General features: G+C 74.3%; 18 protein-coding genes. 15 read left to right on the forward strand and 3 right to left on the reverse strand.

Going from position 1 to position 26397, the window contains the following annotated elements; translation table 11 throughout:
- Positions 1–118 precede the first annotated feature (118 nt).
- Complete coding sequence (locus ACFWFR_RS04455) at positions 119–1483, forward strand: YibE/F family protein (RefSeq protein WP_377621457.1); 1365 nt, start codon at positions 119–121, stop codon at positions 1481–1483.
- A 62-nt stretch (positions 1484–1545) separates the two neighbouring features.
- Positions 1546–5469 carry an SCO7613 C-terminal domain-containing membrane protein gene (locus tag ACFWFR_RS04460; RefSeq protein ID WP_377621459.1) on the forward strand — a complete coding sequence of 1308 codons (3924 nt, stop codon included), beginning with the start codon at positions 1546–1548 and terminating at the stop codon, positions 5467–5469.
- A gap of 262 nt (positions 5470–5731) precedes the next feature.
- Here ACFWFR_RS04460 and ACFWFR_RS04465 read toward each other — a convergent pair whose 3' ends face one another.
- Together ACFWFR_RS04465 and ACFWFR_RS04470 are read right to left on the reverse strand one after the other, a co-directional pair.
- Positions 5732–5893 (reverse strand): hypothetical protein, encoded by a 162-nt coding sequence (locus ACFWFR_RS04465; RefSeq protein WP_377621460.1) that lies wholly within the window; start codon positions 5891–5893, stop codon positions 5732–5734.
- A 97-nt stretch (positions 5894–5990) separates the two neighbouring features.
- On the reverse strand, positions 5991–6464 hold the full coding sequence (locus tag ACFWFR_RS04470; RefSeq protein WP_191790132.1) for an Lrp/AsnC family transcriptional regulator: 474 nt from the start codon (positions 6462–6464) through the stop codon (positions 5991–5993).
- 159 nt (positions 6465–6623) lie between these two features.
- Between ACFWFR_RS04470 and pdhA the strand changes: the two genes are divergently transcribed.
- The 11 genes from pdhA to ACFWFR_RS04525 all read left to right on the forward strand — a co-directional run bounded on the left by pdhA (position 6624) and on the right by ACFWFR_RS04525 (position 20307).
- Entirely contained in the window at positions 6624–7871 is a 1248-nt protein-coding gene (pdhA, locus tag ACFWFR_RS04475; RefSeq protein WP_377621462.1) for a pyruvate dehydrogenase (acetyl-transferring) E1 component subunit alpha, read from the forward strand.
- On the forward strand, positions 7868–8899 hold the full coding sequence (locus ACFWFR_RS04480; RefSeq protein ID WP_191805376.1) for an alpha-ketoacid dehydrogenase subunit beta: 1032 nt from the start codon (positions 7868–7870) through the stop codon (positions 8897–8899). The genes pdhA and ACFWFR_RS04480 overlap by 4 nt, the downstream gene beginning before the upstream one ends.
- Positions 8899–10827 carry a dihydrolipoamide acetyltransferase family protein gene (locus tag ACFWFR_RS04485; RefSeq protein WP_377621464.1) on the forward strand — a complete coding sequence of 643 codons (1929 nt, stop codon included), beginning with the start codon at positions 8899–8901 and terminating at the stop codon, positions 10825–10827. Before ACFWFR_RS04480 ends, ACFWFR_RS04485 begins: the two co-directional genes overlap by 1 nt.
- 44 nt (positions 10828–10871) lie before the next feature.
- Complete coding sequence (locus ACFWFR_RS04490; protein WP_377621477.1) at positions 10872–12500, forward strand: carboxyl transferase domain-containing protein; 1629 nt, start codon at positions 10872–10874, stop codon at positions 12498–12500.
- 5 nt (positions 12501–12505) lie between these two features.
- Positions 12506–14827 (forward strand): biotin carboxylase N-terminal domain-containing protein, encoded by a 2322-nt coding sequence (locus ACFWFR_RS04495; protein ID WP_377621466.1) that lies wholly within the window; start codon positions 12506–12508, stop codon positions 14825–14827.
- Positions 14824–16008 carry an acyl-CoA dehydrogenase family protein gene (locus ACFWFR_RS04500; protein ID WP_377615351.1) on the forward strand — a complete coding sequence of 395 codons (1185 nt, stop codon included), beginning with the start codon at positions 14824–14826 and terminating at the stop codon, positions 16006–16008. Before ACFWFR_RS04495 ends, ACFWFR_RS04500 begins: the two co-directional genes overlap by 4 nt.
- Before the next feature lie 194 nt (positions 16009–16202).
- Positions 16203–16748 carry a MaoC family dehydratase gene (locus tag ACFWFR_RS04505; protein ID WP_377621468.1) on the forward strand — a complete coding sequence of 182 codons (546 nt, stop codon included), beginning with the start codon at positions 16203–16205 and terminating at the stop codon, positions 16746–16748.
- Complete coding sequence (locus ACFWFR_RS04510) at positions 16745–17599, forward strand: HpcH/HpaI aldolase/citrate lyase family protein (RefSeq protein ID WP_377621470.1); 855 nt, start codon at positions 16745–16747, stop codon at positions 17597–17599. The genes ACFWFR_RS04505 and ACFWFR_RS04510 overlap by 4 nt, the downstream gene beginning before the upstream one ends.
- A gap of 125 nt (positions 17600–17724) precedes the next feature.
- Positions 17725–18402, forward strand: a complete 678-nt coding sequence (locus ACFWFR_RS04515) for a CoA transferase subunit A (protein ID WP_377621479.1) — start codon at positions 17725–17727, stop codon at positions 18400–18402.
- Position 18403: 1 nt separating this feature from the next.
- Positions 18404–19150: a 3-oxoacid CoA-transferase subunit B gene (locus tag ACFWFR_RS04520; RefSeq protein WP_377621471.1), complete on the forward strand. Its 747-nt coding sequence runs from the start codon at positions 18404–18406 to the stop codon at positions 19148–19150.
- The gene (locus ACFWFR_RS04525) at positions 19147–20307 is read left to right on the forward strand and encodes an acetyl-CoA C-acyltransferase (protein ID WP_377621473.1); all 1161 of its coding nucleotides are present in this window, start codon (positions 19147–19149) and stop codon (positions 20305–20307) included. The genes ACFWFR_RS04520 and ACFWFR_RS04525 overlap by 4 nt, the downstream gene beginning before the upstream one ends.
- Before the next feature lie 25 nt (positions 20308–20332).
- Here ACFWFR_RS04525 and ACFWFR_RS04530 read toward each other — a convergent pair whose 3' ends face one another.
- Entirely contained in the window at positions 20333–23200 is a 2868-nt protein-coding gene (locus tag ACFWFR_RS04530) for a flippase-like domain-containing protein (protein ID WP_377615346.1), read from the reverse strand.
- 224 nt (positions 23201–23424) lie between these two features.
- Between ACFWFR_RS04530 and ACFWFR_RS04535 the strand changes: the two genes are divergently transcribed.
- Together ACFWFR_RS04535 and ACFWFR_RS04540 are read left to right on the forward strand one after the other, a co-directional pair.
- A complete protein-coding gene (locus tag ACFWFR_RS04535) occupies positions 23425–24399 on the forward strand; it encodes an HdeD family acid-resistance protein (protein ID WP_377621475.1) in 975 nt (324 codons plus the stop codon).
- A 310-nt stretch (positions 24400–24709) separates the two neighbouring features.
- Positions 24710–26356: an ABC transporter substrate-binding protein gene (locus tag ACFWFR_RS04540; RefSeq protein ID WP_191805366.1), complete on the forward strand. Its 1647-nt coding sequence runs from the start codon at positions 24710–24712 to the stop codon at positions 26354–26356.
- The last annotated feature ends 41 nt before the right edge of the window (positions 26357–26397 follow it).

Genomic DNA, 26397 nt, shown 5'->3' on the forward strand with positions numbered 1-26397 from the left:
CGGGCCTGTGTCGTGCCCTGGGTGCGCCGGGCCCGGCGTGGAGCGCTAGCGAGAACTGTTCTCATTCTCTAGGGTGGGCGGGTCCGGGTGAGCGCCCGACATCCGACCGAAGGGCACCATGAGCGTCCAGCACCCGACGAGGCGAGCACGGCGAGCACCGAGCGGTCCCGACCGCGGGGGGCACGAGCACGCGCACGCCCACGGGCACGGCGACGGCCCGACACCTCCCGCGACCCGCCAGGTACGGATCGTGCTCGCGGCGATCCTCGTCCCGGCGCTCGTGCTGACGATCGTCGGGCTCGTGGCGCTCTGGCCTCGTGGGGCAGACGTCCCGGACCAGATCCCGATGACCGCCCAGGGGGCCTTCGTCCTGTCCGGCGAGGTGATCGGGGAGGGGGAGGTCGAGACCGGGCTGGTCCCGGTGCGCCTCGAGGACGGGACCGAGACCGAGGTCGTCGCGCCGCCCGAGTACATCTACCACGGCTTCGAGGTCGGTGACCGGTTGCGGCTCCTCCATCTCGCGCAGGCTGCGGGGGACGAGGACACCCCCTACGTGTTCCTGGACTTCGAGCGCGGCATCCCGATCGCGCTGCTCGCGATCGCCTATGCGGTCCTCGTGCTCGCGGTCGCCAGGCTGCGTGGGCTCGCAGCGCTCGCGGGCCTCGCCGTGGCCCTCGTGGTCATCGCCCAGTTCACGCTGCCGGCGCTGCTCTCGGGCCAGAACTCCCTGTACGTGGCCCTCGTGACGTCGTCGGCCGTGATGTTCGTGGTGCTCTACGTGGCCCACGGGTTCACGGCCCGGACGTCGACCGCGATGGTCGGCACGCTCGTCGGGCTCGTGCTGACCGCGGTCCTGGCCTCGTGGGGCGCCCGGACCTCGCACATCACGGGGCTCACGTCCGAGGAGGCGCTCTGGCTCCCGTCGTACGCCCCGGCGATCGACCTCCAGGGGATCGCGATCTGCGGGATCGTCCTCGCCGGGATGGGTGTGCTCAACGACGTCACGATCACCCAGGCCTCGACCGTGTGGGAGCTGCGCGCGCTCGCCCCCGGCGCGTCGCGGCGCGAGCTCTTCACCCGGGCCATGCGGATCGGCCGCGACCACATCGCCTCGACCGTCTACACCATCGCGTTCGCGTACGTGGGGGCGGCCCTGCCGCTGCTCATGGCCGTCTGGCTGTCCGACCAGGCGCTCGGCGTGAGCCTGACCTCGGGGGAGATCGCCGAGGAGGTCGTCCGGACGCTCGTCGGGTCGATCGGGCTCGTGCTCGCGATCCCGCTCACGACCGCGATCGCGGCCGTGACGGTGCCGACAGGCACGCCGACCGCAGCGGACGTCTCAGGTCCTGCGGGCGGGACCGGCCGCACGAGCGACGACGGCCTGTCGTCCGAGCCCGCTGCGTCGCGGCCCCCGGCGGCGGGCACGGGCACGGTCGACCCGGACACCGACGACGACCTGGTGCGGAGCGCCCCCTTCACCTGATCGACACCGACACCCCACGGGACGGGCCGATGCCTGACCTGGGAGTTCGCCATGATGTGCGCATGAGCGAACAGTGGGTCGAGGTCGCGACGAAGCGGCTGCGCGACCAGCACGCGTGCCCCGGGTGCGGGACCGTCCTCACGTCGACCCGCTGCGAGGCGTGCGGCCTCGTCCTGTCGGGGCCGTGGGCGGTCGAGGTGCTGCGCGCGTCGCGCGACGCGGCCGCCGCGCTCGACCGGCGAGCCGCCGGTCTGCGCGCCCTGCGGTCCGCGGACGAGCGGCTCCGCGCCCAGGGGGCCGTCACCGGTCCGGAGGGGCCGGCTCTCTCCGCGGCGAGCCCCACCGGTACGACGGGCACGGCCTCCCCGCCGAGCAGCACGCCGGGCGGGACCGACCTCCCGGGAGCGGCCCGTCCCCAGCCCCCGGCCCGCCGCCAGCCCCCGGTGCCCGTGGCGGGCGCCGCTGGCCGACCGCTGTACACCGCCGCTCCCGCTGCCCCGGCCCGGTCGAGCGTCGGCCTGCAACCCATCCTCGCGAGCGCGGGGGCGGGGCTGCTCGCGGTCGCGACCATCGTGTTCGTCTTCTTCACGCTCGCGGACGACCTCGCGGTCCGTGCGCTCGTCACGGGAGTCGTCACGCTCCTCGCGCTCGGCGCGGCCGCGTTCCTGCGCCTGCGGGGCATGGGCGCCTCGGCCGAGTCGATCGGCGCGCTCGGCGTCGTCCTGCTGCTCGTCGACGTCGAGCTCTTCCTGAGCGCGGGGCTGCTCGGCGGTACCGACCCGGCGCTCGCGCGCGGGCTGCTGCTGCTCGTGGTCTCGGCGGGTCTGCTGGTGGGCGGGCACCGGGTGCGCATGCGGACCTGGAGCGCGGCCGGGCTGGTCCTCGCGCCGGTGGTTCCCGTGGTCCTCGCGGGAGCCGTGGCCGGCGGTGCGACCGGGGACCTCGGGACGCAGTCCGGGGCGTTCGCCGTCGGCATGCTCGCGGCCTGCCTCGTGACGCTCCTCGAGCTGCCGGTCGCGCGCGTCTCGGGGGCCAGGCTCGGCTCCCGTCTCGTCGCCGAGACGACCGTGCTCCAGGTTGCGCGCTACCTCGTGTACCCGACCGCTCTCCTCGTCGGCCTCGCCGTCCCGCCGGTCTCGTGGCTCCCGGGGTGGAGCGGCGCGGCCCTGCTCATGGTCGGCGGTGCGGCGACGGCCGCGATCCTGGCCCGGTGCACGGGGCAGCGGCTCTGGTGGTGGGTCACGGGCGCGGTGGCGGTCCTCGCGGCGGTGCTCCTCGGCGTCGGGCACGCGACATGGTCGATCGGCCTGGCCCCGGTCGCCGGGCTCGTCGCCGGGGCTGCCCTGGTCGCGGCCGCGACGGCCGCGCGGGCCACCGCGCAGACGCGCGAGGCACTCGTGACGGGAGCGCTCGCGGTCTTCGTCGCGGCGACCCTCCCGGCCGTCGGGTACCTGGCCTCACGGGTCCTGCTCGCGCTCACGTCGGCCCGTGCCACAGGTCCGCAGTGGTCGTTCACCGACGCCCCGCTCGCGCACGGCGGGATGTTCGACGACGCCACGACGACGGCCGCGCTCGTCGGGGTCGGGGCCCTCGCCCTGGCCCTCCTCGGCGTGAGCGTCCTCCGCCTCGGGACGTGGCTCGGCTCGGGCGCCCGCGCAGGCCTGCCGTGGGTCGTGCTCTTCCTGCTCGCAGGGACCGCGCTGCACCCGGCGTGGGCCGCGGTCACGTCGTCCGGGCTGCTCGCCGCCCTGGCCCTGGCGCTCGTCGTGCTCGCCGACCGGTGGGCAGCGGCGCGCCGGGCCCCGTGGTCCGCCCCGGTGCTCACGGGCGTGTTCGCCCTGACGGGCATGGCGGCCGTCGTGTCCTGGTCGGCGCGCCCGACCGCGGTCCTGGGCGGCGCCGTCGTGCTGGGGCTCCTGCTGCTCGCGCGCCGGGTCGTGCCCGCGGGGGTCCGCCCGTACCTCGTGGGTCTCGGCTACGGGTACGCGCTCCTGGTCCTGGGCATGACCCTCGGCTGGGTGGGGCTCACCGGGGTCGAGGCGCTCGCGGTCGTGTCGGTCACGGCCTCGGTCGTGGCGATCGTCGTGACCCGCCTGCGGGTCGTCGACCGTCCCTCGTGGTGGGCGGTCCTGGTCACGACGTCGGTGCCGTTCCTCCTGGGCGTGGCCACGGTCCTCGAGGAGCGCAGCTACTGGTCGGCCGCTGCTGCCGCGACCATGCTCGCGCTCGAGGCCGTCCTGGTCCTGACGCGACGCCCCGGGATGACGCGAGCGGTGCGGGTCGCGGCGGCCGGGCTCCTGCTCCCGACGGCCTCGGTCGTTCTCGTGTGCCTGGGTGCGGAGCTCGTCCCGGGCAGCGGGTCGCCCGTCGTGCTCCCGCTCGTCGCGATCCTCACGGCCGCCGCGGCCGTGGCCGTCCCGCAGGCCGTCGCGTCCCTCGGTGCGCGCGGGCTCCCGGACGCGCACACCGGGGCGGTCGGCCGCGTGGTCGAGGTCAGCACGCTCGTCACGGCCGCGGTCGCGGTCCTGCTCTCCCTGGTGCGCGTCTCGGCAGGGCCCGAGACCGCGATGATCGTGCTCCTGGTCCTGGGGACCGGTGCCGCGGTCGTCGCGGGTCGGCCCGACCGCCGCTGGGTCTGGTGGCTCGCGGCCGCGCTGTGGGTCGGGGCGCTGTGGTCGTTGCTGAGCCTGCTCGGGGTCGGCCTGGTCGAGGCGTACACCGCGCCGCCCGCGCTCGCGGCGGTCGTCGTCGGGGGGCTCCTCGCGCGTCGCGGACCGGGCGGGCGACGCCTGGTCGCGGGGGGCCTGGCGCTGCTCGTGGTGCCGTCGCTCCTCGTCTCGATCCTCCTGCCCGACGCCGGCCCGTGGCGCAACCCTGCGCTCCTCGGCCTGGGGCTCGTGCTCGTCATCGGTGGTGAGGTCGCGCGGCGGCTCGCGGCCCGTGGCGCCCGCGTCAGCGCGTCGTGGGCGCGCGACGCCGCGACGTACCTGTCGCTCGCCGCGGTGCTCGCGTCGGTCGGGGGCCTGGCTGCCGCCCTGCGGTTCGTCGCGGCCTCGGGCGGCGGCGACCCGACGGCGACCTATCTCGGGGCGCTCGCGTGGTCTGCGGCGGGGGCTGGGCTCGCGGCGCTCGCGGGGTACCGGACGGTGTCGGCGGCGTCCACGGGGCCAGGGGCGACGGGCACCGGGCCCGACGACGTCGCCCACCTCGCGCTCGCCCCCTCGGCGCGGCGGTGGTGGGCCGCGCCTGCGATGGTGCTCGCCGTCGTCGGGCCCGTGGCCGCGGTCGGCGAGAGCTGGACCGCGATCGTCCTGACCTGGTCGCTCGAGGTCGTGCTCCTGGTGCTCGTCGTGCACACCGTGCGTCAGGCGCTGCACGCGACGGCGCCAGAGGACCTGCGCTGGCCCCCGGCGTGGTTCGTGTGGGGGCTCGCGCTCGTCACCGCCGTCGGCGCGTGGTCCCCGCGCGAGCTGCGAGTCGAGGTCTTCTCGCTGCCCCTGGGGGCGGGTCTGCTGGTTGCCGGGTACCTGGCGTTCGTGGCGTCGTCGGGCACGTCGGCCGGTGCTGGTGCCGGGCCCGCGACCGGGCTCGTGCCGGTGGCGCGGCTCGCGGACTGGCCGGTCGGGTTCGTCGGTTCGTGGCGCACGCTCGCGGTCGGGATCGCCGCGACACTGGGTCCCTCGGTCCTCGCGACGTACACCGACGCCCGGACCTGGCGGGCCGTGCTCGTGGTCGGGCTCGCGCTCGCCGCCGTGCTGGTCGGGACGCGCTTCCACCTCGCGGCCCCGTTCGTCCTGGGGGTCGTGGTGCTCCCGGTCGAGATCCTCGTGGTGTTCGTGAGCCAGCTCGGGACAGCCATCTCGGCCGGGCCGTGGATGCTCACGCTGACCGCCGCGGGCGGGCTGCTGCTGATCCTCGCGGTCTACTACGAGCGGCGCATGGCCGCGTTCGACGGCGCTGCGGCGTACCTGCGGGACCTGCGGTAGGGGCGGGGGCTGGGCCGCCGGTGGGGGAGCGCTGCTTCCGGCGGGGCGCTTCCCGCTGAGCTGCCCACGCTGGGCCGAGGCTTGTGTCGGGGGTGTTCGGCTGAGCGGGAGTGGCTCCTGCTCAGCGAGCGCCGTTCCCGACCAGCCAAAGCTGCTCGTCAAGGTCTGCGGCCCCCCTCGGCGCTGCCCCTCCGCAGCCCTGGTCCCGCTCGGCTCAGGGGCTTGTGTCGGGGGTGTTCGGCTGAGCGGGAGTGGCTCCCGCTCAGCGAACGCCGTTCCCGACCAGCCGAAGCTGCTCGTCAAGGCCTCCCTCGGCCGCCATCCACTCCCCGCCGACCGGGCGAGCATCCTGCTCGGCGAGCAGCGTCACAACCCGGCTGAGGCCGCCTCGCCACGGCGCGACCACGACCACGCTCGCGCTCACGCGCGCCCGTCCGACTGCCGACGAGCCAGGCCACCCGGCCACTCGGCCGCTGGTGCGCGGGACCCGGCCGTCCGTCGTCGGCCCGGCGAGCTCCCCGTCAGAGGGTCTTGCGCGCCCGCTCGATCAGCGGCCGCACGCGGTAGGGGATGAGCTCGCCCATCGACAGCGAGGTCTCGGTGCGCTCGACACCGTCGATCGCGAGGATCGCGGCGTCGATGCGGAACAGGTGGTCCGTGGTGCGGCACGCGACCAGGACCCGCAGGTCCGACGTGCCCGAGCGTCCGTGCGCCTGGAGCACCTCGGGAATCTCGGCGAGCGTCGCCACGATGCGGCTCAGCTCCTTCTGCTTGACCTCGACCTCGATGAACGCCGTCAGCGGGTGCCCCAGGAACTCCGGGCTGATGCGCCGGTCGAAGTCCAGGAAGGCCCCGGCCTCCTCGAGGTGGGCCATGCGCGCGTGCACCGTGTTCCGGGAGAGCCGCAGGCGCTCGGCCAGCGCCACGATGGTGCCGCGCGGGTCCTTCGCGAGCGCGACGAGGAGATCGAGGTCGACGGCATCGTAGCTGCGCACATTGTTCAGCCTATCCCTGTGACGCGCAGCACACTGACCAGCCTTCTCGTGATGACTGGAGCCATGTGCGGGGTGGGGTTACGTTCGCGGTATCCGGTGCTCGACGGGGAGGACCGGGGTGCTCGACGACGAGCACGGGAGCAGACGCGAGGTGACGCGATGACGCCCAGCACGGTGGACAGCCGCGCCGAGACCCGGACGACTCAGGACGTCGTCCAGGTGCTCGACGAGACCGGGGAACGCCACGGATCGGCGGAGCAGGACCGGTGGCTCGAAGGCCTCGACGCGGACCCCGCGCTCGCGCTGCGCCTCTACGAGGACATGGTCGTGGTGCGTCGGATCGACGCCGAGGCCACGGCCCTCCAACGGCAGGGCGAGCTCGCGCTGTGGCCCCCGCTGCTGGGCCAGGAGGCCGCGCAGATCGGGTCCGGCAGGGCGCTGCGCACCGACGACTTCGTGTTCTCGAGCTACCGCGAGCACGCCGTGGCGTACACGCGGGGCGTCGCGCTCGTCGACCTCGTGCGGGTGTGGCGCGGCGTGACGGCGTCGGGCTGGGACCCGTACGCGGTCAACATGGCCACGCCGCAGGTCATCATCGGCGCCCAGACCCTGCACGCGACGGGCTACGCCATGGGCGTCCAGAACGACGGCGCCGACTCCGTCGCGGTCGCCTACCTGGGCGACGGCGCCATGAGCCAAGGTGACGTCAACGAGGCGTTCGTCTTCGCCGCGACCTACGCAGCCCCCGTGGTCTTCCTGTGCCAGAACAACCAGTGGGCGATCTCGGAGCCCGTGACGCTCCAGTCGACCGTGCCGCTCGTCGACCGCGCCGCGGGGTTCGGCCTCCCGGGCGTGCGCGTCGACGGCAACGACGTCCTCGCGGTCCTCGCCGTGACGCGCGAAGCCCTCGACCGCGCCCGCACGGGCGGCGGCCCCACGTTCATCGAGGCCGTGACCTACCGCATGGGCCCGCACACCACGGCCGACGACCCCACGCGCTACCGCGACCCCGCCGAGCTCGAGACCTGGGCCGGCCGCGACCCGATCGCGCGGTACCGCACCTACCTCACCGGGCTCGGCCTGCTCACCGAGGCCGAGGAGGCCCGCGTCCAGGGCGTCGCCGACCAGGCCGCGGCCGAGCTGCGCGCCGGGTGCATCGCGCTCGAGGACCCGCCCGCGCTCACGATCTTCGACCACGTCTACGCCGAGCCGCACGCGGCGCTCGCGGCAGAGCGCGCCGCGTACGCGCAGTACCTGGAGGGGTTCGCCGACGGCGACGAGGCGCCCGGCGTGGGCGCCGCCGGCGAGGTCGCCGAGCCCGGGACCGACGCCCCCGCCGAGCCCGGCACCAGCACCCCCGGCACCGGAACCGGCTCCACCGACGCACCGACCGGAGGCGCCCGATGACCACCCTGACGCTCGCCAAGGCCCTCAACGCGGGGCTTCGCAGGTCGCTCGCGAACGACGACAAGGTCGTCGTCATGGGTGAGGACGTGGGCCGGCTCGGTGGCGTGTACCGCGTGACCGACGGGCTGCAGAAGGAGTTCGGACCGCGCCGCGTGCTCGACACCCCGCTCGCCGAGTCGGGCATCCTGGGCACGGCCGTGGGCCTCGCGTACCGCGGCTACCGGCCCGTGTGCGAGATCCAGTTCGACGGGTTCGTGTACGTCGCGTTCGACCAGATCGTGTCCCAGCTCGCCAAGATGCACGCCCGCACGGGCGGGGCGGTGCGCCTGCCGATCACGATCCGCATTCCCGTGGGCGGGGGGCTCGGTGCCGCCGAGCACCACTCGGAGTCGCCCGAGGCGTACTTCGCGCACACCGCGGGACTGCGCGTCGTGACCGTCTCGGACCCGCAGGACGCGTACACCGTGCTCCAGCAGGCCATCGCGTGCGACGACCCGGTCGTGTTCTTCGAGCCCAAGCGTCGCTACCACCTCAAGGGCGAGGTCAACGAGGCGGCCGACCTCCGCTCGGCACCGCCCATGGACGCAGCGCGCGTCGTGGTGCCGGGCACCGACGTCACGCTCGTGACGTTCGGGTCGCTCGTGACGACGGCCCGCGACGCGGCGGTCGCGGCCGCCGACGAGGGCGTGTCGATCGAGGTCGTGGACCTGCGCTCGCTCTCGCCCATCGACCACGCGACCGTGGCGGCGTCGGTCCGCAAGACGGGCCGGCTCGTCGTCGCGCACGAGGCCCCGCACCAGGCGGGCCTGGGCGCCGAGGTCGCCGCGGCGGCGACCGAGCGCTGCTTCGAGCACCTCGAGGCCGCGCCCTTCCGGGTCACGGGGCACGACGTCCCCTACCCGCCCGCCAAGCTCGAGCAGCACCAGGTCCCCGACCTCGACCGCCTGCTCGACGGCGTGGACCGCGTCCTGGGGCGCGGGGCGTACGACGAGTCCGGCAGCCCGGCGTTCGAGGGGGCGGCACGGTGATGAGCACGCGCGAGTTCCGGCTCCCCGACCTCGGCGAGGGCCTCACCGAGTCCGACCTCGTGAGCTGGCACGTCGCCGCGGGCGACCGGGTCGAGCTCAACCAGGTCATCGCGGAGGTCGAGACCGCCAAGGCGCTCGTCGACCTCCCGTCGCCCTACGCAGGCGTCGTCACGGCGTTGCACGCCGAGCCGGGGCAGACGGTCAACGTCGGCGAACCCCTCGTCACGTTCGAGGTCCCGGACGAGGGTGAGGCGCCCGGAGGCACGCCCTCGTCAGGTGGGTCGGCGGGTCGGGTGCCCGACGGCGGTGCGTCCGCGAGGCGTGCGCGTGGCGGTGGCGTGACGGGCCAGGTGCCCGACGGCGGGGCGTCCGCGGACAGTTCGGCCGACGGCGACGGGGAGCTCGCCGACGAGGCGCCCCAGCCGAACCTCGTCGGCTACGGGGCGCGGCCGGAGCGGTCGGGCCGCCCCGCGCGACGTGCCCGGCGCGCTCCCGCTCGCGCCGCGATCGAGATCGGGCAAACGGGGGTCGGGAGCACTGTCGGAACCCCCACGAGCCCGATCTCGACGAGCGAGCCGGAGCACGGGCCGCGTCCCGGTACCGGCACCGGGACTGACGCAGGCGTCGGCACCGGCATCATCACGGGTGCGGGTGCGGGTGCGGGTGCGGGTGCGGGTGCGGGCACCGTCCCGGACGACGCCACGCCCGTCCCGACCGAGCGACCGCGCTCCACCCCGCCCGTGCGCAGGCTCGCCAAGCTCCTCGGGGTCCATCTCGAACGGGTTATCGGGACCGGCGCCCGCGGTCTCGTGACCCGCGAGGACGTCCTCGCGGCCGTGAGCTGTGCACAGACGGCGGCCGGCGACAGCCCGGGGGCCGGAACCGAACAGAGGGCGGACCGGCGGCCGCAGGCGACCGACCGCGCGACGACGGGGCAGGACGCCACCGGGGTCGACGGCCACGACGACGAGTCGGACCTCCGCACGACGGGGCGCTTCGCGCCGACCTCGTTGCGCGACATCCTCGGTCAGTCCGGGCTGGCCCGCGCGGCAGCCCGCCGCGCCGGCAGCTTCCCCCCGCCCGACGCGGACCGCGCGCCTGCCGCGCCCGACCACGGGGCGGGGGCGACGTCGTCGGGCCGGGACGCGCGACGCGAGAGCGAGACCCGCACCCCCGTGCGCGGCGTGCGCAAGCACACCGCCGCAGCGATGGTCGCGAGCGCCTTCACCGCTCCCCAGGCGACCGTGTTCCTCACGGTCGACGTCACGCCCAGCACCGAGCTCCTCGACCGCCTCCGGACCCACCCCCTCGCCCGCGGGACGCGCATCACGGTCCTGGCGCTCGTGGCACGGGCGCTGTGCGTGGTGCTGCCCCGGCACCCGTCGCTCGCGAGCCGGTGGGAGGACCTGCCGGACGGGAGCGCCGAGATCGTCCACAGCCCGCGCGTGCACCTGGGGATAGCGGTCGCGACCGAGCGAGGGCTCGTCGTGCCGCACGTGCCCGACGCGCACACGCTCGGGCTCACGGGCCTCGCCGAGGCGCTCGCGGAGCTCACCGCGACGGCCCGCAGCGGACGCACCGCGCCCGAGCGGCTGACGGGCGGGACCCTCACGATCACCAACGTCGGGGTGTTCGGCGTCGACGCCGGGACACCGATCCTGGTCCCGGGCGAGGCCGCGATCCTGGGCGTCGGGGCCGTGCGCCGCCGCCCGTGGGAGCACGAGGGGCAGGTCGCGCTGCGCGACGTCCTGACGCTGAGCCTGTCGTTCGACCACCGCGTGGTCGACGGCGAGCAGGGCGCCCGCTTCCTCGCCGAGCTCGGCGCGCTGCTCGCCGACCCGGCGCTCGCGCTGCTGCTCGCGGGCGACCCGGGCGACCCGGGCGACCCGGGCGACCCGGGCGCGCCCAGGACGGGGGCGGCCTCGTGACCGCGACCCTGCCGACCACGCGCCCGCCGGGCGTGGGCGACGTCCTGGGGACGACCGTCGACCCGGCCTCCGCGAGCGCCCGGACCAACGACGCGGACCAGCGCGCCCTCGTCGCCGGGCTGCGCGAGCGCACGGCCCGTGCCGCGCTCGGCGGCCCCGAGCAGTCCCGTGCCCGGCACGTCGCGCGGGGCAAGCTGCTGCCGCGCGAGCGCGTCGAGCACCTGCTCGACGCGGGCAGCCCGTTCCTGGAGATCGCGCCGCTCGCGGCCGAGGGGCTGTTCGGCGGCGAGTGGCCCGGCGCGGGCGTGATCGCGGGGATCGGCCTGGTCGAGGGCCGCCAGGTGCTGGTCGTGTGCAACGACGCGACCGTCAAGGGGGGCACGTATCACCCGCTCACGGTCAAGAAGCACCTGCGGGCCCAGGAGATCGCGCTCGAGAACCGGCTGCCCTGCATCTACCTGGTCGACTCGGGCGGCGCGTTCCTGCCGCTCCAGGCCGAGGTCTTCCCCGACCGCGACCACTTCGGCCGGATCTTCTACCACCAGGCCCGGCTCTCGGCCGCGGGCATCCCGCAGATCGCGGCGGTCCTGGGCTCGTGCACCGCGGGCGGCGCGTACGTGCCCGCGATGAGCGACGAGACGGTGATCGTCCGCAACCAGGGCACGATCTTCCTGGGTGGTCCGCCGCTCGTGAAGGCCGCGATCGGCGAGGTCGTCACGGCCGAGGAGCTGGGCGGCGGCGAGATGCACGCTCGGCGCTCGGGGGTCACGGACCACCTCGCGGAGGACGACGAGCACGCGCTCGCGATCGTGCGCCGCATCGTCTCGACGCTCCCGCCCGACCCCGCGCCCGCGTGGGCCGTGCAGGAGAGCGCACCGCCCGCCGTCGGGCAGGACGAGCCCGGCGGGCCCGGCGAGGGCCTGTACGGCGCGGTCCCGGTCGACGTCCAGGCGTCCTACGACGCGCGCGAGATCGTCGCGCGGCTCGTCGACGGCAGCGTCTTCCACGAGTTCAAGCGCGAGTACGGCGACACCCTGGTCACGGGGTTCGCGCACCTGCACGGGCACCCCGTGGGGATCGTCGCGAACAACGGCGTCCTGTTCAGCCCGTCGGCGCTCAAGGGCGCGCACTTCGTCGAGCTGTGCGACCAGCGCGGCATCCCGCTCGTGTTCCTGCAGAACATCTCGGGGTTCATGGTCGGCACCGACGCCGAGGCCGGGGGCATCGCCAAGGACGGCGCCAAGATGGTCACGGCCGTCGCGACGACGCGCGTGCCCAAGCTGACCGTCGTGGTCGGCGGGTCGTTCGGGGCGGGCAACTACTCGATGTGCGGGCGCGCCTACTCGCCGCGCTTCCTGTGGTCGTGGCCCGCGAGCCGCATCTCGGTCATGGGCGGCCCGCAGGCCGCGTCGGTGCTCGCGACGGTCAAGGCCGATCAGCTCGCGGCGCGCGGCGAGCAGTGGGCGCCCGACGACGAGGCCGCCTTCCGCGAGGACATCCGCTCGCGCTACGAGGAGCAGGGCGACCCGTACTACGCGACGGCCCGGCTCTGGGACGACGGCGTCATCGACCCCGCCGACACGCGCCGCGTGCTCGGGCTCGCGCTCGACGTGTGCGCCCGCACGCCGCTGGCTCCGACCGAGGGCCCGCGGTTCGGGCTCTTCAGGATGTGAGGGCCATGCTCCCGCAGCGCACCACCGACACGTCCGCGACGCGGCCCTTCGGCACGGTCCTCGTCGCGAATCGTGGCGAGATCGCGTGCCGCATCATCGCCACGCTGCGGCACCTCGGCATCCGCTCGGTCGCGGTCCACAGCGACGCCGACGCCGGCGCGCGCCACGTGTCCCTCGCCGACGTCGCGGTGCGGATCGGCCCGGCCGCCGCGACCGAGTCGTACCTGAGCGTGCCCGCGATCATCGACGCGGCCCGCGCGACGGGCGCCGACGCGATCCACCCCGGCTACGGCTTCCTGTCGGAGAACCCCGAGCTCGCACGGGCCTGCGCGGAGGCGGGCATCGTGTTCGTCGGGCCGGGAGTCGCGGCGCTCGAGGCCATGGCCGACAAGATCACGGCCAAGGAGATCGTCGCTGCGCGCGGGGTCCCGGTCGTACCGGGCAGCACGGGCCGTGACCCCGCGACCGGCGCGGCGCTCGACGACGAGGCCCTCGTCCTGGCCGCACGCGACGTCGGCTTCCCGCTCCTGGTCAAGCCCTCCGCGGGTGGCGGTGGCAAGGGCATGCAGGTCGTGACCTCGGCCGAGGACCTCCCGGCCGCGCTCGCGAGCGCCCGGCGCGTCGCGACCCGGTCGTTCGGCGACGGCACGCTGCTCGTCGAGCGCCTGGTCGCCCGGCCGCGCCACATCGAGGTGCAGGTCCTCGCGGACTCGCGCGGCGCCGTCGTGCACCTGGGGGAGCGCGAGTGCTCGCTCCAGCGCCGCCACCAGAAGGTCGTCGAGGAGGCACCGTCGCCGCTGCTCGACGCCGCGACGCGTGATCGGATCGGGGAGGCCGCGTGCGAGGTCGCGCGCAGCGTCGGCTACGAGGGCGCGGGGACGGTCGAGTTCCTCGTGCCCGCCGACGACCCGGCCACGTTCTTCTTCATCGAGATGAACACGCGCCTGCAGGTCGAGCACCCCGTGACCGAGATGGTCACGGGCCTGGACCTCGTCGAGGCCCAGCTCCGCGCCGCGGCGGGGGAGCCGCTGGGGTTCGCGCAGGAGGACGTGGTCCTGCGCGGCCACGCGATCGAGGCGCGGGTCTACGCCGAGTCCCCGGCCCGCGGGTTCCTGCCCGCGACGGGAGACGTCCTCGCGCTCGCCGAGCCGGGTGGCGAGGGGTGGCGTCTCGACAGCGGCCTCACCGTGGGGCTGCACGTCGGGGGGGAGTACGACCCGCTGCTCGCGAAGGCCGTCGCGCACGGCGCCGACCGCGCCCAGGCGCTCGACCGGCTCGACCGGCTGCTCGCCGCGACGCTCGTCCTGGGTGTCGACACCAACATCGGCTTCCTGCGGGCGCTCCTCGGCGACCCGGAGGTCCGGTCCGGCGATCTCGACACCGGGCTGATCGAGCGGTTCGTGGCGGGCGGGGGAGTGCCCTCGGGGACGGCGACCGAGGACGACCTCGTGGCGGTCGCGCTGTTCGCGCTCGCGGTGGGGGCTCCCCGCCAGGGTGCGCCGGGCTCGCAGGGCGCAGCGTCGCACGCGGCCGGACCGTGGGGAGCCGACGACGGCTGGCGCCTCAACGCCGCGCCGCACCCGCGCACGGTCACGCTGGTCGACACGGCGCCCGGCCCCACGACTCCCGGCGCGGCCCCCGGCACGACGACCCCGACGCGCACCCCGCGGGAGGCGACCGTGACGGGAGAGGTGGGCGACGCCGTCGTGCACGTCGACGGGGGCTCAGGGCCGGGGCCTGCCCGGCACTCCGCGCTGACCCCCGTCGCCGGCAGCGCGCACGCGTGGCGGTACGTCGTGGACGGGGTGGGCGAGACCGTGCACCTCGCGACCGACCCCGCCGACGCGAGCGTGTGGCTCGCGCGCCAGGGCAGAGTGGTCCAGGTCGCCGTCCCGACGCGCGCCGAGCTCCTCGCCCTCCGCGCCGTCGCCCGCCCCGGCGGCCCCGAGGGCCCCACCAGCCCCGACGTCCGCGCGGGCATGCCCGGCACGGTCGTGACGGTCGCCGTCGCGGACGGCGAGACCGTCGCCGCGGGCACGGTCCTCGTCACGGTCGAGGCCATGAAGATGGAGCACCCGCTGACCGCCCCGCACGCGGGCGTCGTGCGGCTCACGGTCCGCCCGGGAGACCTGGTGCGCCGCGACGAGGTGGTCGCGCGCGTCGACCAGGTGCCCGACGACGTCGCCCCCGCCCCGGCGGACGGGTCCGCCCCCGCGGTGGTCGCGGCAGGCGAGCCCGCCACCCCCGCCCGCCCGACCCCGACCACGCACACCCCGGCCGGTACCCCGGCCGTCGCCGTCCCCTCCCACACCCCAGGAGCGCCATGAACACCGAGCTCACCGACGAGCAGCGCAAGCTCAGCGACACCGTGCGCGAGTTCGCGGACACCGTCGTCGCGCCCGCCGCGTACACGTACGACACCGAGCGCCGCCTGCCGCTCGACATCATCCGCGAGATGGGCGACCTGGGGCTGTTCGGCCTGCCCTTCGCGGTCGAGCACGGGGGCCAGGGCAAGGACTACCTGTCGCTGTGCCTCGCGGTCGAGGCGCTCGCGCGCGTCGACCAGAGCATCGCGGTCACGCTCGAGGCAGGCGTCGGGCTCGGGATCATGCCGATCGCCCGGCACGGGACCGCGGCGCAGCGAGAGCGGTGGCTGCCGGACCTGGTCACGGGCCGGGCGCTCGCGGCGTTCGGGCTGACCGAGGCCGAGGCGGGATCGGACGCGGGGGCCACGCGCACGACGGCCCGGATCGAGACCGGGCCGGACGGCGGCGCCGGGGTGTGGGTCATCGACGGCAGCAAGCAGTTCATCACCAACTCCGGGACGCCCATCACGAGCGTCGTCACGGTCACCGCGGTCACGGGCGAGGAGACCCGGGCCGACGGGACCGTGAAGAAGGAGCTGTCGTGCATCCTCGTGCCCTCGGGGACGAAGGGGTTCACGGTCGGGCCGGCGTACGACAAGGTCGGGTGGCACACGTCCGACACCCACCCGCTGACGTTCGAGGACGTCCGGGTCCCCGAGGCGAACCTCCTGGGCGAGCAGGGGCGCGGGTACGCGAACTTCCTGCACGCGCTCGACGAGGGGCGCATCGCGTTCGCCGCGCTCGCGACGGGGGCGGCGCAGGGGTGCTTGGAGGAGGCGCTGCGGTACGCGCGGACGCGCAACGTGTTCGGCCGCGACATCGGCTCGAACCAGCACATCGCGTTCACGCTCTCGCGCATGGCGGCCCGCGTCCACCAGGCGCGGCTCTGCTACTACGACGCGGCGTCGCGGCTCGCGAACGACGTGCCGTTCAAGGTCGAGGCGTCGATCGCGAAGCTCGTGGGCAGCGAGGCCGCCATGGCCAACGCGCGCGACGCCGCGCAGATCTTCGGCGGCTACGGGTTCCTCAACGAGAACCCCGTGGCCCGCCACTACCGGGACTCCAAGGTGCTCGAGATCGGGGAGGGGACGTCCGAGGTGCAGCTGATGATCATCGCGCGAGGGCTGGGGCTCTCGGCGTGAGGACGTGGCCGGGGTGACGGTGAGGGCTTAACCCCGGGTTAACCCCGTCGACCGTCGACCGTCGACGGGCCCGGGCCGAGAACGAGGTTCCGCGCAGTCGAGAACGAGGTCGAGGTCGATATGCCGGCCAGAACGACCGCAACCTCGTTCTCGGCACCCGGGACGCACATCAGACCAGCAGGAAGGAGCGCAGGATGCGGGAGATCGAGCAGCGCGGGCTCTACCACGACGAGCTCGAGACCGAGGTCCGCTACGTCCACCGTCCGGGGCGCACGCTGACCGAGGCCGACAACGTCCTGTTCACGACGCTGACCATGAACACGCAGTCGCTCCACCTCGACGCCGCGTGGGCCGCGACCCAGCCGTTCGGGCAGCGCCTCGTGAACTCGATGCTCACGCTCTCGACGCTCGTCGGGGCCTCGGTCGCGCAGCTCACGCAGGGCACGATCGTCGCCAACCTCGGGTTCGCCGAGGTCGCGTTCCCGCACCCGATGTTCCACGGCGACACCCTGTACTCCTCGACCGTGGTCCTGGAGAAGCGGCCGTCCGCGTCGCGGCCCGGGCAGGGCGTCGTGACGTTCGAGCACCGCGGCCACAACCAGGACGGCGTGCTCGTCGCGCGGGCCGTGCGGTCGGCGCTCGTGTGGACGCGCGCCGCGCACGAGGCGGCCACCACCACCGGGGGCGAGCCGGGCCCGGTGGCGGGCGACGCCGTCGGGCAGGAGGACGGTCCCTCGTGACGACCTTCGACCTGGGGCCCGCGCTCCTCTTCTGCCCCGCTGACCGGCCTGACCGGTACCGCAAGGCCCTCGACCGCGCCGACGCCGTGATCCTCGACCTCGAGGACGCGGTCGCACCCGACCGCAAGGCCGCTGCCCGCGAGGCGCTGCTCGCCGAGCCCCTCGACCCGTCGCGGACGATCGTGCGGGTCAACGCGGTCGGGACCCCCGAGCACCTCGCGGACCTGGCCGCGCTCGCCCGCACCGCCTACCGGACCGTCATGGTGCCCAAGGCCGACGAGCGGCTGCCGCTCGACCTCGGCGGGCTGCGCGTGGTCGCGCTGTGCGAGACGGCCGCGGGCGTGCTGGCCGCGCCCGAGCTGGCCCGGCGCCCGGGGGTCGTCGCGCTCATGTGGGGCGCCGACGACCTGGTCGCCTCGCTCGGCGGGACGTCGAGCAGGTTCGCCGACGGGAGCTACCGGGACGTCGCACGGGCCGCACGCTCCGGGGTGCTGCTCGCCGCGGGGGCCGCGGGCGTCGCTGCGATCGACGCGGTGCACCTCGCGATCGACGACCTCGACGGGCTGCGCGACGAGGCCCTCGACGCCGCGGCCGTCGGGTTCGCCGCGACCGCGTGCATCCACCCGTCGCACGTCCCCGTGATCCGGGCGGCCTACGCGCCGCCCCCCGGCGACGTGTCCGCGGCCCGCTCGCTGCTGGCCGCCGCACGCGGGCACGACGGCGTGTTCGTGCACGACGGCGTGATGATCGACGGCCCCTCGCTCCGGCACGCCGAGGCCGTGCTGCGGCGGGCCGACGCGGCCGGGCGCACGGACCCGGACCCTCTCCGCACAGGAAGCAGGCCGACATGACGACCGACGGAACGCGGCCGCCGAGCGACGACGCTCGGCCTCGACGAGACGCGAGGAGCGACCCGCAGGGTGCCAAGGGCTACCCCGACGCGGCCACCGCGCTCGACGACCTGCTGCACGACGGGATGACGATCGCCGTCGGCGGGTTCGGGCTGTGCGGCATCCCGGCCGACCTCATCGAGGCCGTGCGCGACTCGGGGGTGCGGGGCCTGACGGTGGTGTCCAACAACATGGGCGTCGACGGCAAGGGGCTCGGGCTGCTGCTCGAGAGCGACCAGGTCGACAAGGTCCTCTCGTCCTACGTGGGGGAGAACAAGCTGTTCGCGCAGCGGTACCTCGACGGCGACCTCGAGGTCGAGTTCGTCCCGCAGGGCACGCTCGCCGAGCGGCTGCGCGCGGGTGGTGCGGGCATCCCCGCGTTCTACACCGCGACGGGCGTGGGGACACCCGTCGCGGAGGGCAAGCCCGTCGAGGAGTTCGACGGGCGTCGCTACGTCCTCGAGCGCGGCATCGTCGCCGACCTCGCCCTGGTGCACGCGCACCGGGCCGACGCCTACGGCAACCTCGCCTACCGGTTCACGGCACGGAACTTCAACCCGCTCGTCGCGACGGCCGGCCGCGTCACGGTCGTCGAGGCAGAGATCCTGACCGACGAGCCCCTCGACCCCGACGTCGTGGTCACGCCCGGGATCTTCGTCGACCGGCTCGTGCCCGCGCGGCCGCGGGTCAAGGACATCGAGCAGCGCACGGTGCGGGCTCGCGGCGCCGCCGGCCCGGTGCCCGCCGCAGGACGGGAGGCCTGAGATGCCCTGGCACCGGGACCAGATGGCCGCGATCGCCGCGGCCGAGCTGCACGACGGCGACTACGTGAACCTCGGGATCGGCATCCCCACGCTCGTCGCGAACCACCTGCCGCCCGGTGTCTCGATCACGTTGCAGAGTGAGAACGGGATGCTGGGGATCGGGCCGTTCCCGCTCGACGGCGAGGAGGACGCCGACCTGATCAACGCGGGCAAGCAGACCGTCACGGCCCTGCCGGGCGCGAGCTACTTCGACTCGGCGACGTCGTTCGCCATGATCCGGGGCGGGCACGTCGACATCGCGATCCTCGGCGCGCTCGAGGTCTCCGAGACGGGCGACCTCGCCAACTGGACCGTGCCCGGGAAGCTCGTCAAGGGCATGGGCGGGGCCATGGACCTCGTCGCGGGCACGCCGCGCATCGTCGTCCTCATGGACCACGTTGCGCGCGACGGTTCGCCCAAGCTCCGGCACGCGTGCGGGCTGCCTCTCACGGGCCAGGGTGTCGTGGACCGGATCATCACGGACCGCGCGGTCTTCGACGTCGTCGACCTCGGCCCCGGTGCTGCCGGGGCGGACGCGACCGGCCCGCGCCGAGGCCTCGTCCTCCGTGCCGTCGCACCCGGCATGACCCTCGACGAGGTGCGCGACGCGACCGAGGCGAGCTACGCCGTCGGGCTGGCGGTGCCGGACGCCCCCGCCGGGGCTACCTCCCGCACCCGGACCCGCCCAGGACACCAGGAGGAAGCATGACCGTCATCGTGGGGTACGCACGCACACCGTTCGTGCGATTCAACGGGGCCTTCGCGACCGTGCCCGCCGCGACGCTCGGGGCGCACGCGCTGGGCGCGGCGCTCGCGGACGCGGGGATCGTGCCCGACGACGTCGAGCTCGTCCTCGCCGGACAGGTGCTCCAGGGCGGCGCCGGTCAGAACCCCGCGCGGCAGGCCGCCGTCGGTGCGGGCGTGCCCTACTCGGTGCCCGCGATGACGCTCAACGCGGTGTGCTTGTCCGGCATGGAGGCCGTGGTGCAGGCGCACCGGCTCATCACCGCGGGCGAGGCCCAGGTCGTCGTGGCCGTGGGGCAGGAGTCCATGAGCCTCGCGCCGCACGCGTGGGTCGGGTCGCGCGCGGGCCAGAAGTTCGGCGACGTGACCCTCGTCGACACGCTCGCCCACGACGGGCTGCGCGACGCGTTCGAGCGCGACTCGATGGGGCTCAGCACCGAGCGGCACGGCGAGGGGTTCGCGATCAGCCGGGAGGATCAGGACGCGTTCGCGGCGTCGTCGCACGCGCGGGCCGCCGCGGCGGCCGACTTCCTGCGGGGCGAGATCGCGCCGTTCCAGACCCCGGGGCGTTCCGGGAGGCTCGTCGAGGCCGACGACGGTGTGCGCGCCGACACCACGGTCGAGGTCCTGGCGCGGCTGCGCCCGGCCTTCCGCGAGGACGGCACCATCACGGCCGGGAACGCCTCGCAGATCTCCGACGGTGCCGCGGCGCTCGTGCTCGTGAGCGATGAGGAGGCAGAGCGGCGTGGGCTGTCGGGCGCCCGCATCCTGGGTCATGCGCTCGTCGCGGGTCCCGACGTCTCGCTGCACGCACAGCCCGCGAACGCGATCGTCGCGGCCTGCGCCCGGGCCGGGCTCGAGGTCGGCGAGCTGTCCGCGGTCGAGATCAACGAGGCGTTCGCGGTCGTGGCCCTCGCGTCGGTGGACCTGCTGGGGATCGATCCCGCGATCGTCGACGCCAACGGTGGGGCCATCGCGCTCGGGCACCCCATCGGGGCGTCGGGCGCGCGCATCGTCGGTCACCTCGCGCGACGGCTCGCGGCGCTGGGCGGCGACGCCGTGGGGGCGGCCGCGCTGTGCGGCGGCGGGGGGCAGGGGTCCGCGGTGGTGCTGCAGGGGTAAGGCGTCGGGTGGCCGGGAGGCCGCGCTACAGGTCGCCCTTGCGCTGCAGGAAGCGCATCGCGGCCCAGCCGATCGGGATGCGGGCCCAGTAGGTCGCGACGCGGAACAGGATCGTCGCGGACGTCGCGATCGCTGGCGGGATGCCGGCGGCGGTCAGCCCCGCGGTCAGGGCGATCTCGATCGTGCCCAGGCCGCCGGGGGTCGGGACCGCGGCGCCGGCCGCGTTGCCGACCAGGTAGATCACGGCCACGTCGACGAGCGCGAGCTCCTGGCCGAACGCCGCGAGGGCCGCGTCGAACGCGAGCACGTAGCCGAGCGTCATGATGATGTTCCCGCCGAAGCCGAGGGCCAGACGCCCCGGCTGGCTCAGCATCTCGGACAGTCGCGGCCAGACCTGCTGGACGGTGGGCCGGATCTTCGCGAGCACCCAGCGGCGGACGGCCGGGACGAGCAGCGTCGCGATCACGGCGAGCGCGACGCCCGTGATCGCGAGCAGCACGGTGGTCGAGGGCAGCTTGATGAGGCCGCCGGAACGAGCGGTCATCGACAGGACGACCAGCAGCAGGATCGTGATGACGAACTGCGACACCTGGACCAGGGCCACGGTCGCGACGGCCATGGGGGTCGAGACGTTCCGCTTGGTGAGCATGCGCAGGTTGAGCGCCGCAGGGCCGATCCCGGCCGGGGCCGCGAGAGCCACGAACGACCCGGCCATCTGTGTCAGCGTCGCCCGGATCATGGGCAGCTTGACGGGCGAGAACGCCACGAACGTCAGGGCCGCGCCGAACCAGGTGAGGATGCCCAGCGCGAACGAGATGACGGCCCACCAGGGGTTGGCCTGGGAGACGGCCTCGGTGATCTGCTGGAAGTTCATGGTCGTGACGACCACGGTCACCGCGACGATCGTCAGGGTCAGCGTGATGATCGTCCTGGCCCCGAAGCGGGTGATGCGCTGGGGCTCGACGTCGGTCTCCGGCAGGCGCTCGACGAGCGCAGCCCGCAGGTCCTTGAACAGCTCCTTGTTGGCGCGCATCTCCTCACGCGTGCTCACGGGCAGCGCGATCGACTGGAGGAGCGGCCCGATCGCCGCGATGTCCTCGTTGGGCAGCACGCTCACGGCCGAGGCCACGGCGCGCTGTGCGCCCACGCGGAGCGCGAGGAGCGCGACCATCTGCGTCAGGTCCATGCGGCGCGACAGCTCGGACGACGCGATGTCTCCCTGCTCCCAGCCGGTGAGCCAGACCTTGACCTCGGAGTCGTCGGGGCCGGCCTCGGCGCCCTCGGGGCGGAGGTCGACGGTCGCCGACGCGGGGTCCGTGCCCGTCCCCGCGGGGTGCGTCGAGGCGCCGCCCGGCTCGCCCCGGCTGACGAGCATGACGTCGGAGGTCAGTGCGCGGTGCGAGAGCCCCGCGTCGTGCGCGAGCTGGATCTGGTGCCAGGCCTCGGTGAGGACGGCGTCGGTGACCTCGTCGTCGGGCAGGTCGCGCAGCGAGACCGCGCCGACGGCGTGCTCCTGGACCAGGATCATCGAGTCGTCGGCCTCGGCGACGCCCAGCAGGCGGGGCGTGCGGACGCCCGCGGCGCGGGCGGCGTAGGCGAGCAGCGCGGTGCGCTCGGCCACGGCCTTGAGCGAGATCGCGGCGCGTCCCTCGATGCCCCGCAGGCGCAGCGAGCGCCAGAACCGCGTGATGAAGCCGACGACCTGCCGGTCGCCGTCGAGCACCACGACGTCGCGGCGCACGCCGTCCTCGGTGAACATCGCGTAGACGCGGTTGTCCCCGGAGCGGGTCAGGGCGATGGCCGCAGGGTCCGACGGCGCCTCGGCGGGCTCGCTGACCCCCTCGCCGAGGGCGCCGGACAGGTGGTCGGCGGTGATGCGCGCGTCCGCGGTGAGCGCCGACTCCTCGTCCGAGCCGGCGATGCGCACGACGCCGACGTGCACCTCGCCCGTGATCTCGCCTTCGGCGTTGACCTCGGTGATGGGGTCCTCGGCCGCCTCGGCGAGCTCCGCGGGCTGGGACACGTCGCGCACGCGCACGAGCGCGGTGGGCGAGTAGCCCGCCCGCCGCACGCCGTCGACCAGGTGCGGGCCGTAGGCGCGCTCGCTGCGCACCCCGGAGACCCAGCGGACGGCGTTGCCGGCGATCCGGCCGAGCAGGAGCGTGATGATCGCGCCGGGCAGCGAGACCTGGGCCGTGATGAGGACGACGCCGAGCGCGATGAACAGGAGGTTCCAGGACCAGGCGACCGTGCGGCGTCGGGTGCGAGGGCCGGCCGCGGTCAGCAGGCCGCTGATCGCCGCGACGTAGCCGGGGATGCTGAGCTGCCACTCGCCCCGGATGCGGACCGACAGCCCCTGGATCAGGTCGTCGGACCCGAAGGTCACGACCGAGTACGTCATGGCGATGCCCAGCAGCATGCCGAGCGCGGCCGCGGCGATCGACTCGACGACCTGACGGCCGAGCTTGCGGATGCCGAGCTCGATGAGGACCGCGGTGGGGATCGCGAGGGTCACGAGCCCCTCGAGGACCGCGACCGGGATGAAGAGGATCCGGGCGAGGAGGTCGGAGAACCCCTGGACGTCCTCTGCCACGCCCGCCGTGGTGCCGTGCGCGTACACGGACATGAACATGACGAGCGCGACCCCCAGCGCGCACAGCACGATCCCGACGAGGTCGCTCGGGTGGCGCACGCGCGCCTCGGGGGTGTCGACGATCTGGACCGTGGGGTCCGTCCCGTCCCCGACCGCGCGCGGGGTCGCCAGGAACGCGCGGAACGAGCGCGGGTCCGGGGTCGCGGGCTCGGTCGTCTCGAACGACCCGACCTCGTGGACGTGGGGGCGTGGCTCCGCCGTCGCCGGAGGACCGGCCGGGTCGTGAGCACGCGCAGACATGCTTGCGAGTCTAGGGCGGGAGGTCCCGAGAGGCGCGGTATTACGCCACTTTCTCCCGGGTGATTTGCCCGCTTGCTCCCGTTGTCCGGCCCGCTTCGCCGGGCGAGTGTGACCAACCTCCAGCAGGATGAACGCAGGTAGCGCTCCCATCCCGGCAGGCGCGCCGAGGGCGCTCGCCCCGGCGCGGGGTGGGGTGGGCGGCGCAAGAGGAACGGTGGTGGCTCATGGTCCGCAGCAGGCGCAAGGGGCAGGACACGGTCGAGATCCCCGAGCCGCTCAACGCGTTCAAGAACGTCTGGTGGCTTCCCGTGGTGCGCGGGCTGCTCCTGGTCGTCCTCGGCCTGCTGCTCATGATCCAGCCGCTCGAGGCGCTCGAGACGCTGCGCTGGGTGTTCGGGATCTTCCTCGTGGCGGACGCGGTCCTCGTCGCTGTCCAGGGCCTGGCGCACCGCAAGCAGGTCGGGTGGACGTGGTGGCTCGCGCAGGCGGCCGTCAACCTGCTGTTCGGCGCCGCGGTCATGTTCTGGCCGGACCTCAGCGTGACCGCGCTGTACTACGTCCTGGTCGTGTGGGTCCTGGTGCTGGGGATCACGGCGATCGTCGGCGCGGCCGGGCTCGTGCGCAACCGGGACCTGGGGTGGCCGTGGCTGCTGACGTTCGGCATCGTCTCGACGCTGTTCGGCCTGCTGCTCGTGACGCGCCCCGTCGACGCGGACGACGTCCTGAGCCTGACGGTCGTCGTGTTCGGGCTGTACGCGTTCGTCGCGGGGTCGATCCACGTGGTCTCGGGCTTCGGGGTCCGGTCGGTCGCGCGCGAGCTCGCGGACCTGCGCGCGCAGGCGGTCGCGGCGGGCGTGGTCGTCACGGGAGGGTCGGTGCTGGGCGCGGGGGCCACGGCCCCGGTGGTCGCGGAGGCCGCGGCGGCGCCCGCTGCGGGGAGCGCACCGGCATCCGGCCCGACGGCGGCGCTCACCGCGGGTGGTGAGGCGGCCGGGGACGTGGCCGGGTCGGGCGGGGTGGCCGGGTCGGGCGGCGAGCTGCCGTCGGGACCGTCGGTCGAGCCCGCCGTCGAGGGGGCCGGCGCCGGGAGCGCGTCCGACGTCCCGGCGGAGGACCACGGGCCGACCCCCGCTCCCGACGAGGCGACGGGGTCGCCCGAGCCCGGCTCCGGCGTCGGGCAGGGGACGTCCTGGCGGTGAGCGCGCCCCGCGAGTGACAGCGCTGGCAGCCTGGAGCGGGCGTGCCCGCGCAGCGGCCGCCGCCGCCACGAAAAGGCCGTGACGCACCGGAACGTACTCCCCGGTAACTTCACGGCTGTGATCCGTCTCACCATGTGGCGCCGGGGGTTACGACCCGGTAACAAGATGCCCGGAACCGCCGTGCAGAGCCGTTCCGGGGTGCTTGACCGAAACAACAGTGTGTTAGACATCACGGACCTTGGTCGCAGAACCAGGCCGTGGGAGCGCCACCGCGCACCCACCTCATGACCCCGAAGAAGAGGTGTGACGGATGACGACCGTTTCGAGGAAGCGGCTCCTCGCCGCAACGGCAGGCATCGCCGTCGTGACGTTCACGCTCACGGCGTGCGGCAGCGGCAGCGGGACGAACGAGGACGGCGGCAGCAGCAACGCGAGCGCAGGAGGCGCGCTGACGATCGGCACGACCGACAAGGTCACGACGCTCGACCCGGCCGGCTCCTACGACAACGGGTCGTTCGCGGTCATGAACCAGGTCTTCCCGTTCCTGCTCAACACCCCCTACGGCAGCCCGGACGTCGAGCCCGACATCGCGGAGTCCGCCGAGTTCACCGCACCCACCGAGTACACCGTCAAGCTCAAGCCGGGCCTGAAGTTCGCCAACGGCCACGACCTCACGTCCTCCGACGTGAAGTTCACGTTCGACCGTCAGGTCGCGATCAACGACGAGAACGGCCCCGCCTCGCTGCTCTACAACCTGGAGAGCGTCGCGACCCCCGACGAGACGACCGTCGTCTTCACGCTCAAGTCGCCCGACGACCAGGTCTTCCCGCAGATCCTGTCGAGCCCCGCCGGCCCCATCGTCGACGAGGAGGTGTTCGCGGCCGACGCGCTGACCCCGGACGCCGACATCGTCGCGGGCAAGGCGTTCGCCGGGCAGTACTCGATCGCCAAGTACGACTTCAACAACCTCATCTCCTACGAGGCCAACCCCGACTACCAGGGCGTGCTCGGCGAGGCGAAGACCCCGAAGGTCAACACCAAGTACTACACCGACGCCTCCAACCTGAAGCTGGACATCCAGGAGGGCAACATCGACGTCGCCTTCCGCAGCCTGTCCGCGACCGACATCGACGACCTCCGTGGCAACGACAAGGTCAAGGTCGTCGACGGGCCCGGCGGCGAGATCCGCTACATCACGTTCAACTTCGACTCCCAGCCCTACGGCGCCAAGGCCGACGGCGCGGACCCGGCCAAGGCCCTCGCCGTGCGCCAGGCCGTCGCCGACCTGATCGACCGCGAGGAGATCGCGACCCAGGTCTACAAGGGCACCTACACGCCGCTGTACTCGTACGTCCCCGCGGGCCTGACCGGCGCGGTCGAGCCCCTCAAGGAGCTCTACGGCGACGGGCAGGGCGGAGCCGACGCCGACAAGGCCAAGGCCGCGCTCGAGGCAGCGGGAGTCACGGTCCCCGTCGTGCTCGACCTGCAGTACAGCAACGACCACTACGGCCCGTCGTCCGGCGAGGAGTACGCGCTCATCAAGGACCAGCTCGAGAAGAGCGGCCTGTTCACGGTCAACCTGCAGACCACCGAGTGGGTCCAGTACGCCAAGGACCGCACGGCCGACGTCTACCCGGCGTACCAGCTCGGCTGGTTCCCGGACTACTCGGACGCCGACAACTACCTCACGCCGTTCTTCCTCCAGGAGAACTTCCTCGCGAACCACTACGACGACCAGGAGGTCAACGACCTGATCCTCCAGCAGGCAGCCACGCCCGACGCGGCAGCCCGCACGGCCCTCATCGAGGAGATCCAGGAGAAGGTCGCCGCCGACCTCTCGACCGTCCCGTACCTCCAGGGAGCCCAGGTCGCGGTCGTCGGCACGGGCGTCGACGGGACCGAGGACACGCTCGACGCGTCGTTCAAGTTCCGCTACGGAGCACTCTCGAAGAGCTGATCCACGAGGACCCCTGGGCGGCCGACCGGCGACGGCCGGGC

The organism is Oerskovia sp. NPDC060287 (assembly GCF_042726775.1).
GTDB lineage: Bacteria > Actinomycetota > Actinomycetes > Actinomycetales > Cellulomonadaceae > Oerskovia > Oerskovia merdavium.

Coding starts and splice junctions, on each gene's coding strand:
- pdhA (WP_377621462.1), top strand. CDS start 6,624: ATGACGCCCAGCACGGTGGACAGCCGCGCCGAGACCCGGACGACTCAG.
- ACFWFR_RS04520 (WP_377621471.1), top strand. CDS start 18,404: ATGCCCTGGCACCGGGACCAGATGGCCGCGATCGCCGCGGCCGAGCTG.
- ACFWFR_RS04495 (WP_377621466.1), top strand. CDS start 12,506: ATGCTCCCGCAGCGCACCACCGACACGTCCGCGACGCGGCCCTTCGGC.
- ACFWFR_RS04485 (WP_377621464.1), top strand. CDS start 8,899: ATGAGCACGCGCGAGTTCCGGCTCCCCGACCTCGGCGAGGGCCTCACC.
- ACFWFR_RS04480 (WP_191805376.1), top strand. CDS start 7,868: ATGACCACCCTGACGCTCGCCAAGGCCCTCAACGCGGGGCTTCGCAGG.
- ACFWFR_RS04525 (WP_377621473.1), top strand. CDS start 19,147: ATGACCGTCATCGTGGGGTACGCACGCACACCGTTCGTGCGATTCAAC.
- ACFWFR_RS04505 (WP_377621468.1), top strand. CDS start 16,203: ATGCGGGAGATCGAGCAGCGCGGGCTCTACCACGACGAGCTCGAGACC.
- ACFWFR_RS04455 (WP_377621457.1), top strand. CDS start 119: ATGAGCGTCCAGCACCCGACGAGGCGAGCACGGCGAGCACCGAGCGGT.
- ACFWFR_RS04530 (WP_377615346.1), bottom strand. CDS start 23,200: ATGTCTGCGCGTGCTCACGACCCGGCCGGTCCTCCGGCGACGGCGGAG.
- ACFWFR_RS04535 (WP_377621475.1), top strand. CDS start 23,425: ATGGTCCGCAGCAGGCGCAAGGGGCAGGACACGGTCGAGATCCCCGAG.
- ACFWFR_RS04515 (WP_377621479.1), top strand. CDS start 17,725: ATGACGATCGCCGTCGGCGGGTTCGGGCTGTGCGGCATCCCGGCCGAC.
- ACFWFR_RS04540 (WP_191805366.1), top strand. CDS start 24,710: ATGACGACCGTTTCGAGGAAGCGGCTCCTCGCCGCAACGGCAGGCATC.
- ACFWFR_RS04500 (WP_377615351.1), top strand. CDS start 14,824: ATGAACACCGAGCTCACCGACGAGCAGCGCAAGCTCAGCGACACCGTG.
- ACFWFR_RS04460 (WP_377621459.1), top strand. CDS start 1,546: ATGAGCGAACAGTGGGTCGAGGTCGCGACGAAGCGGCTGCGCGACCAG.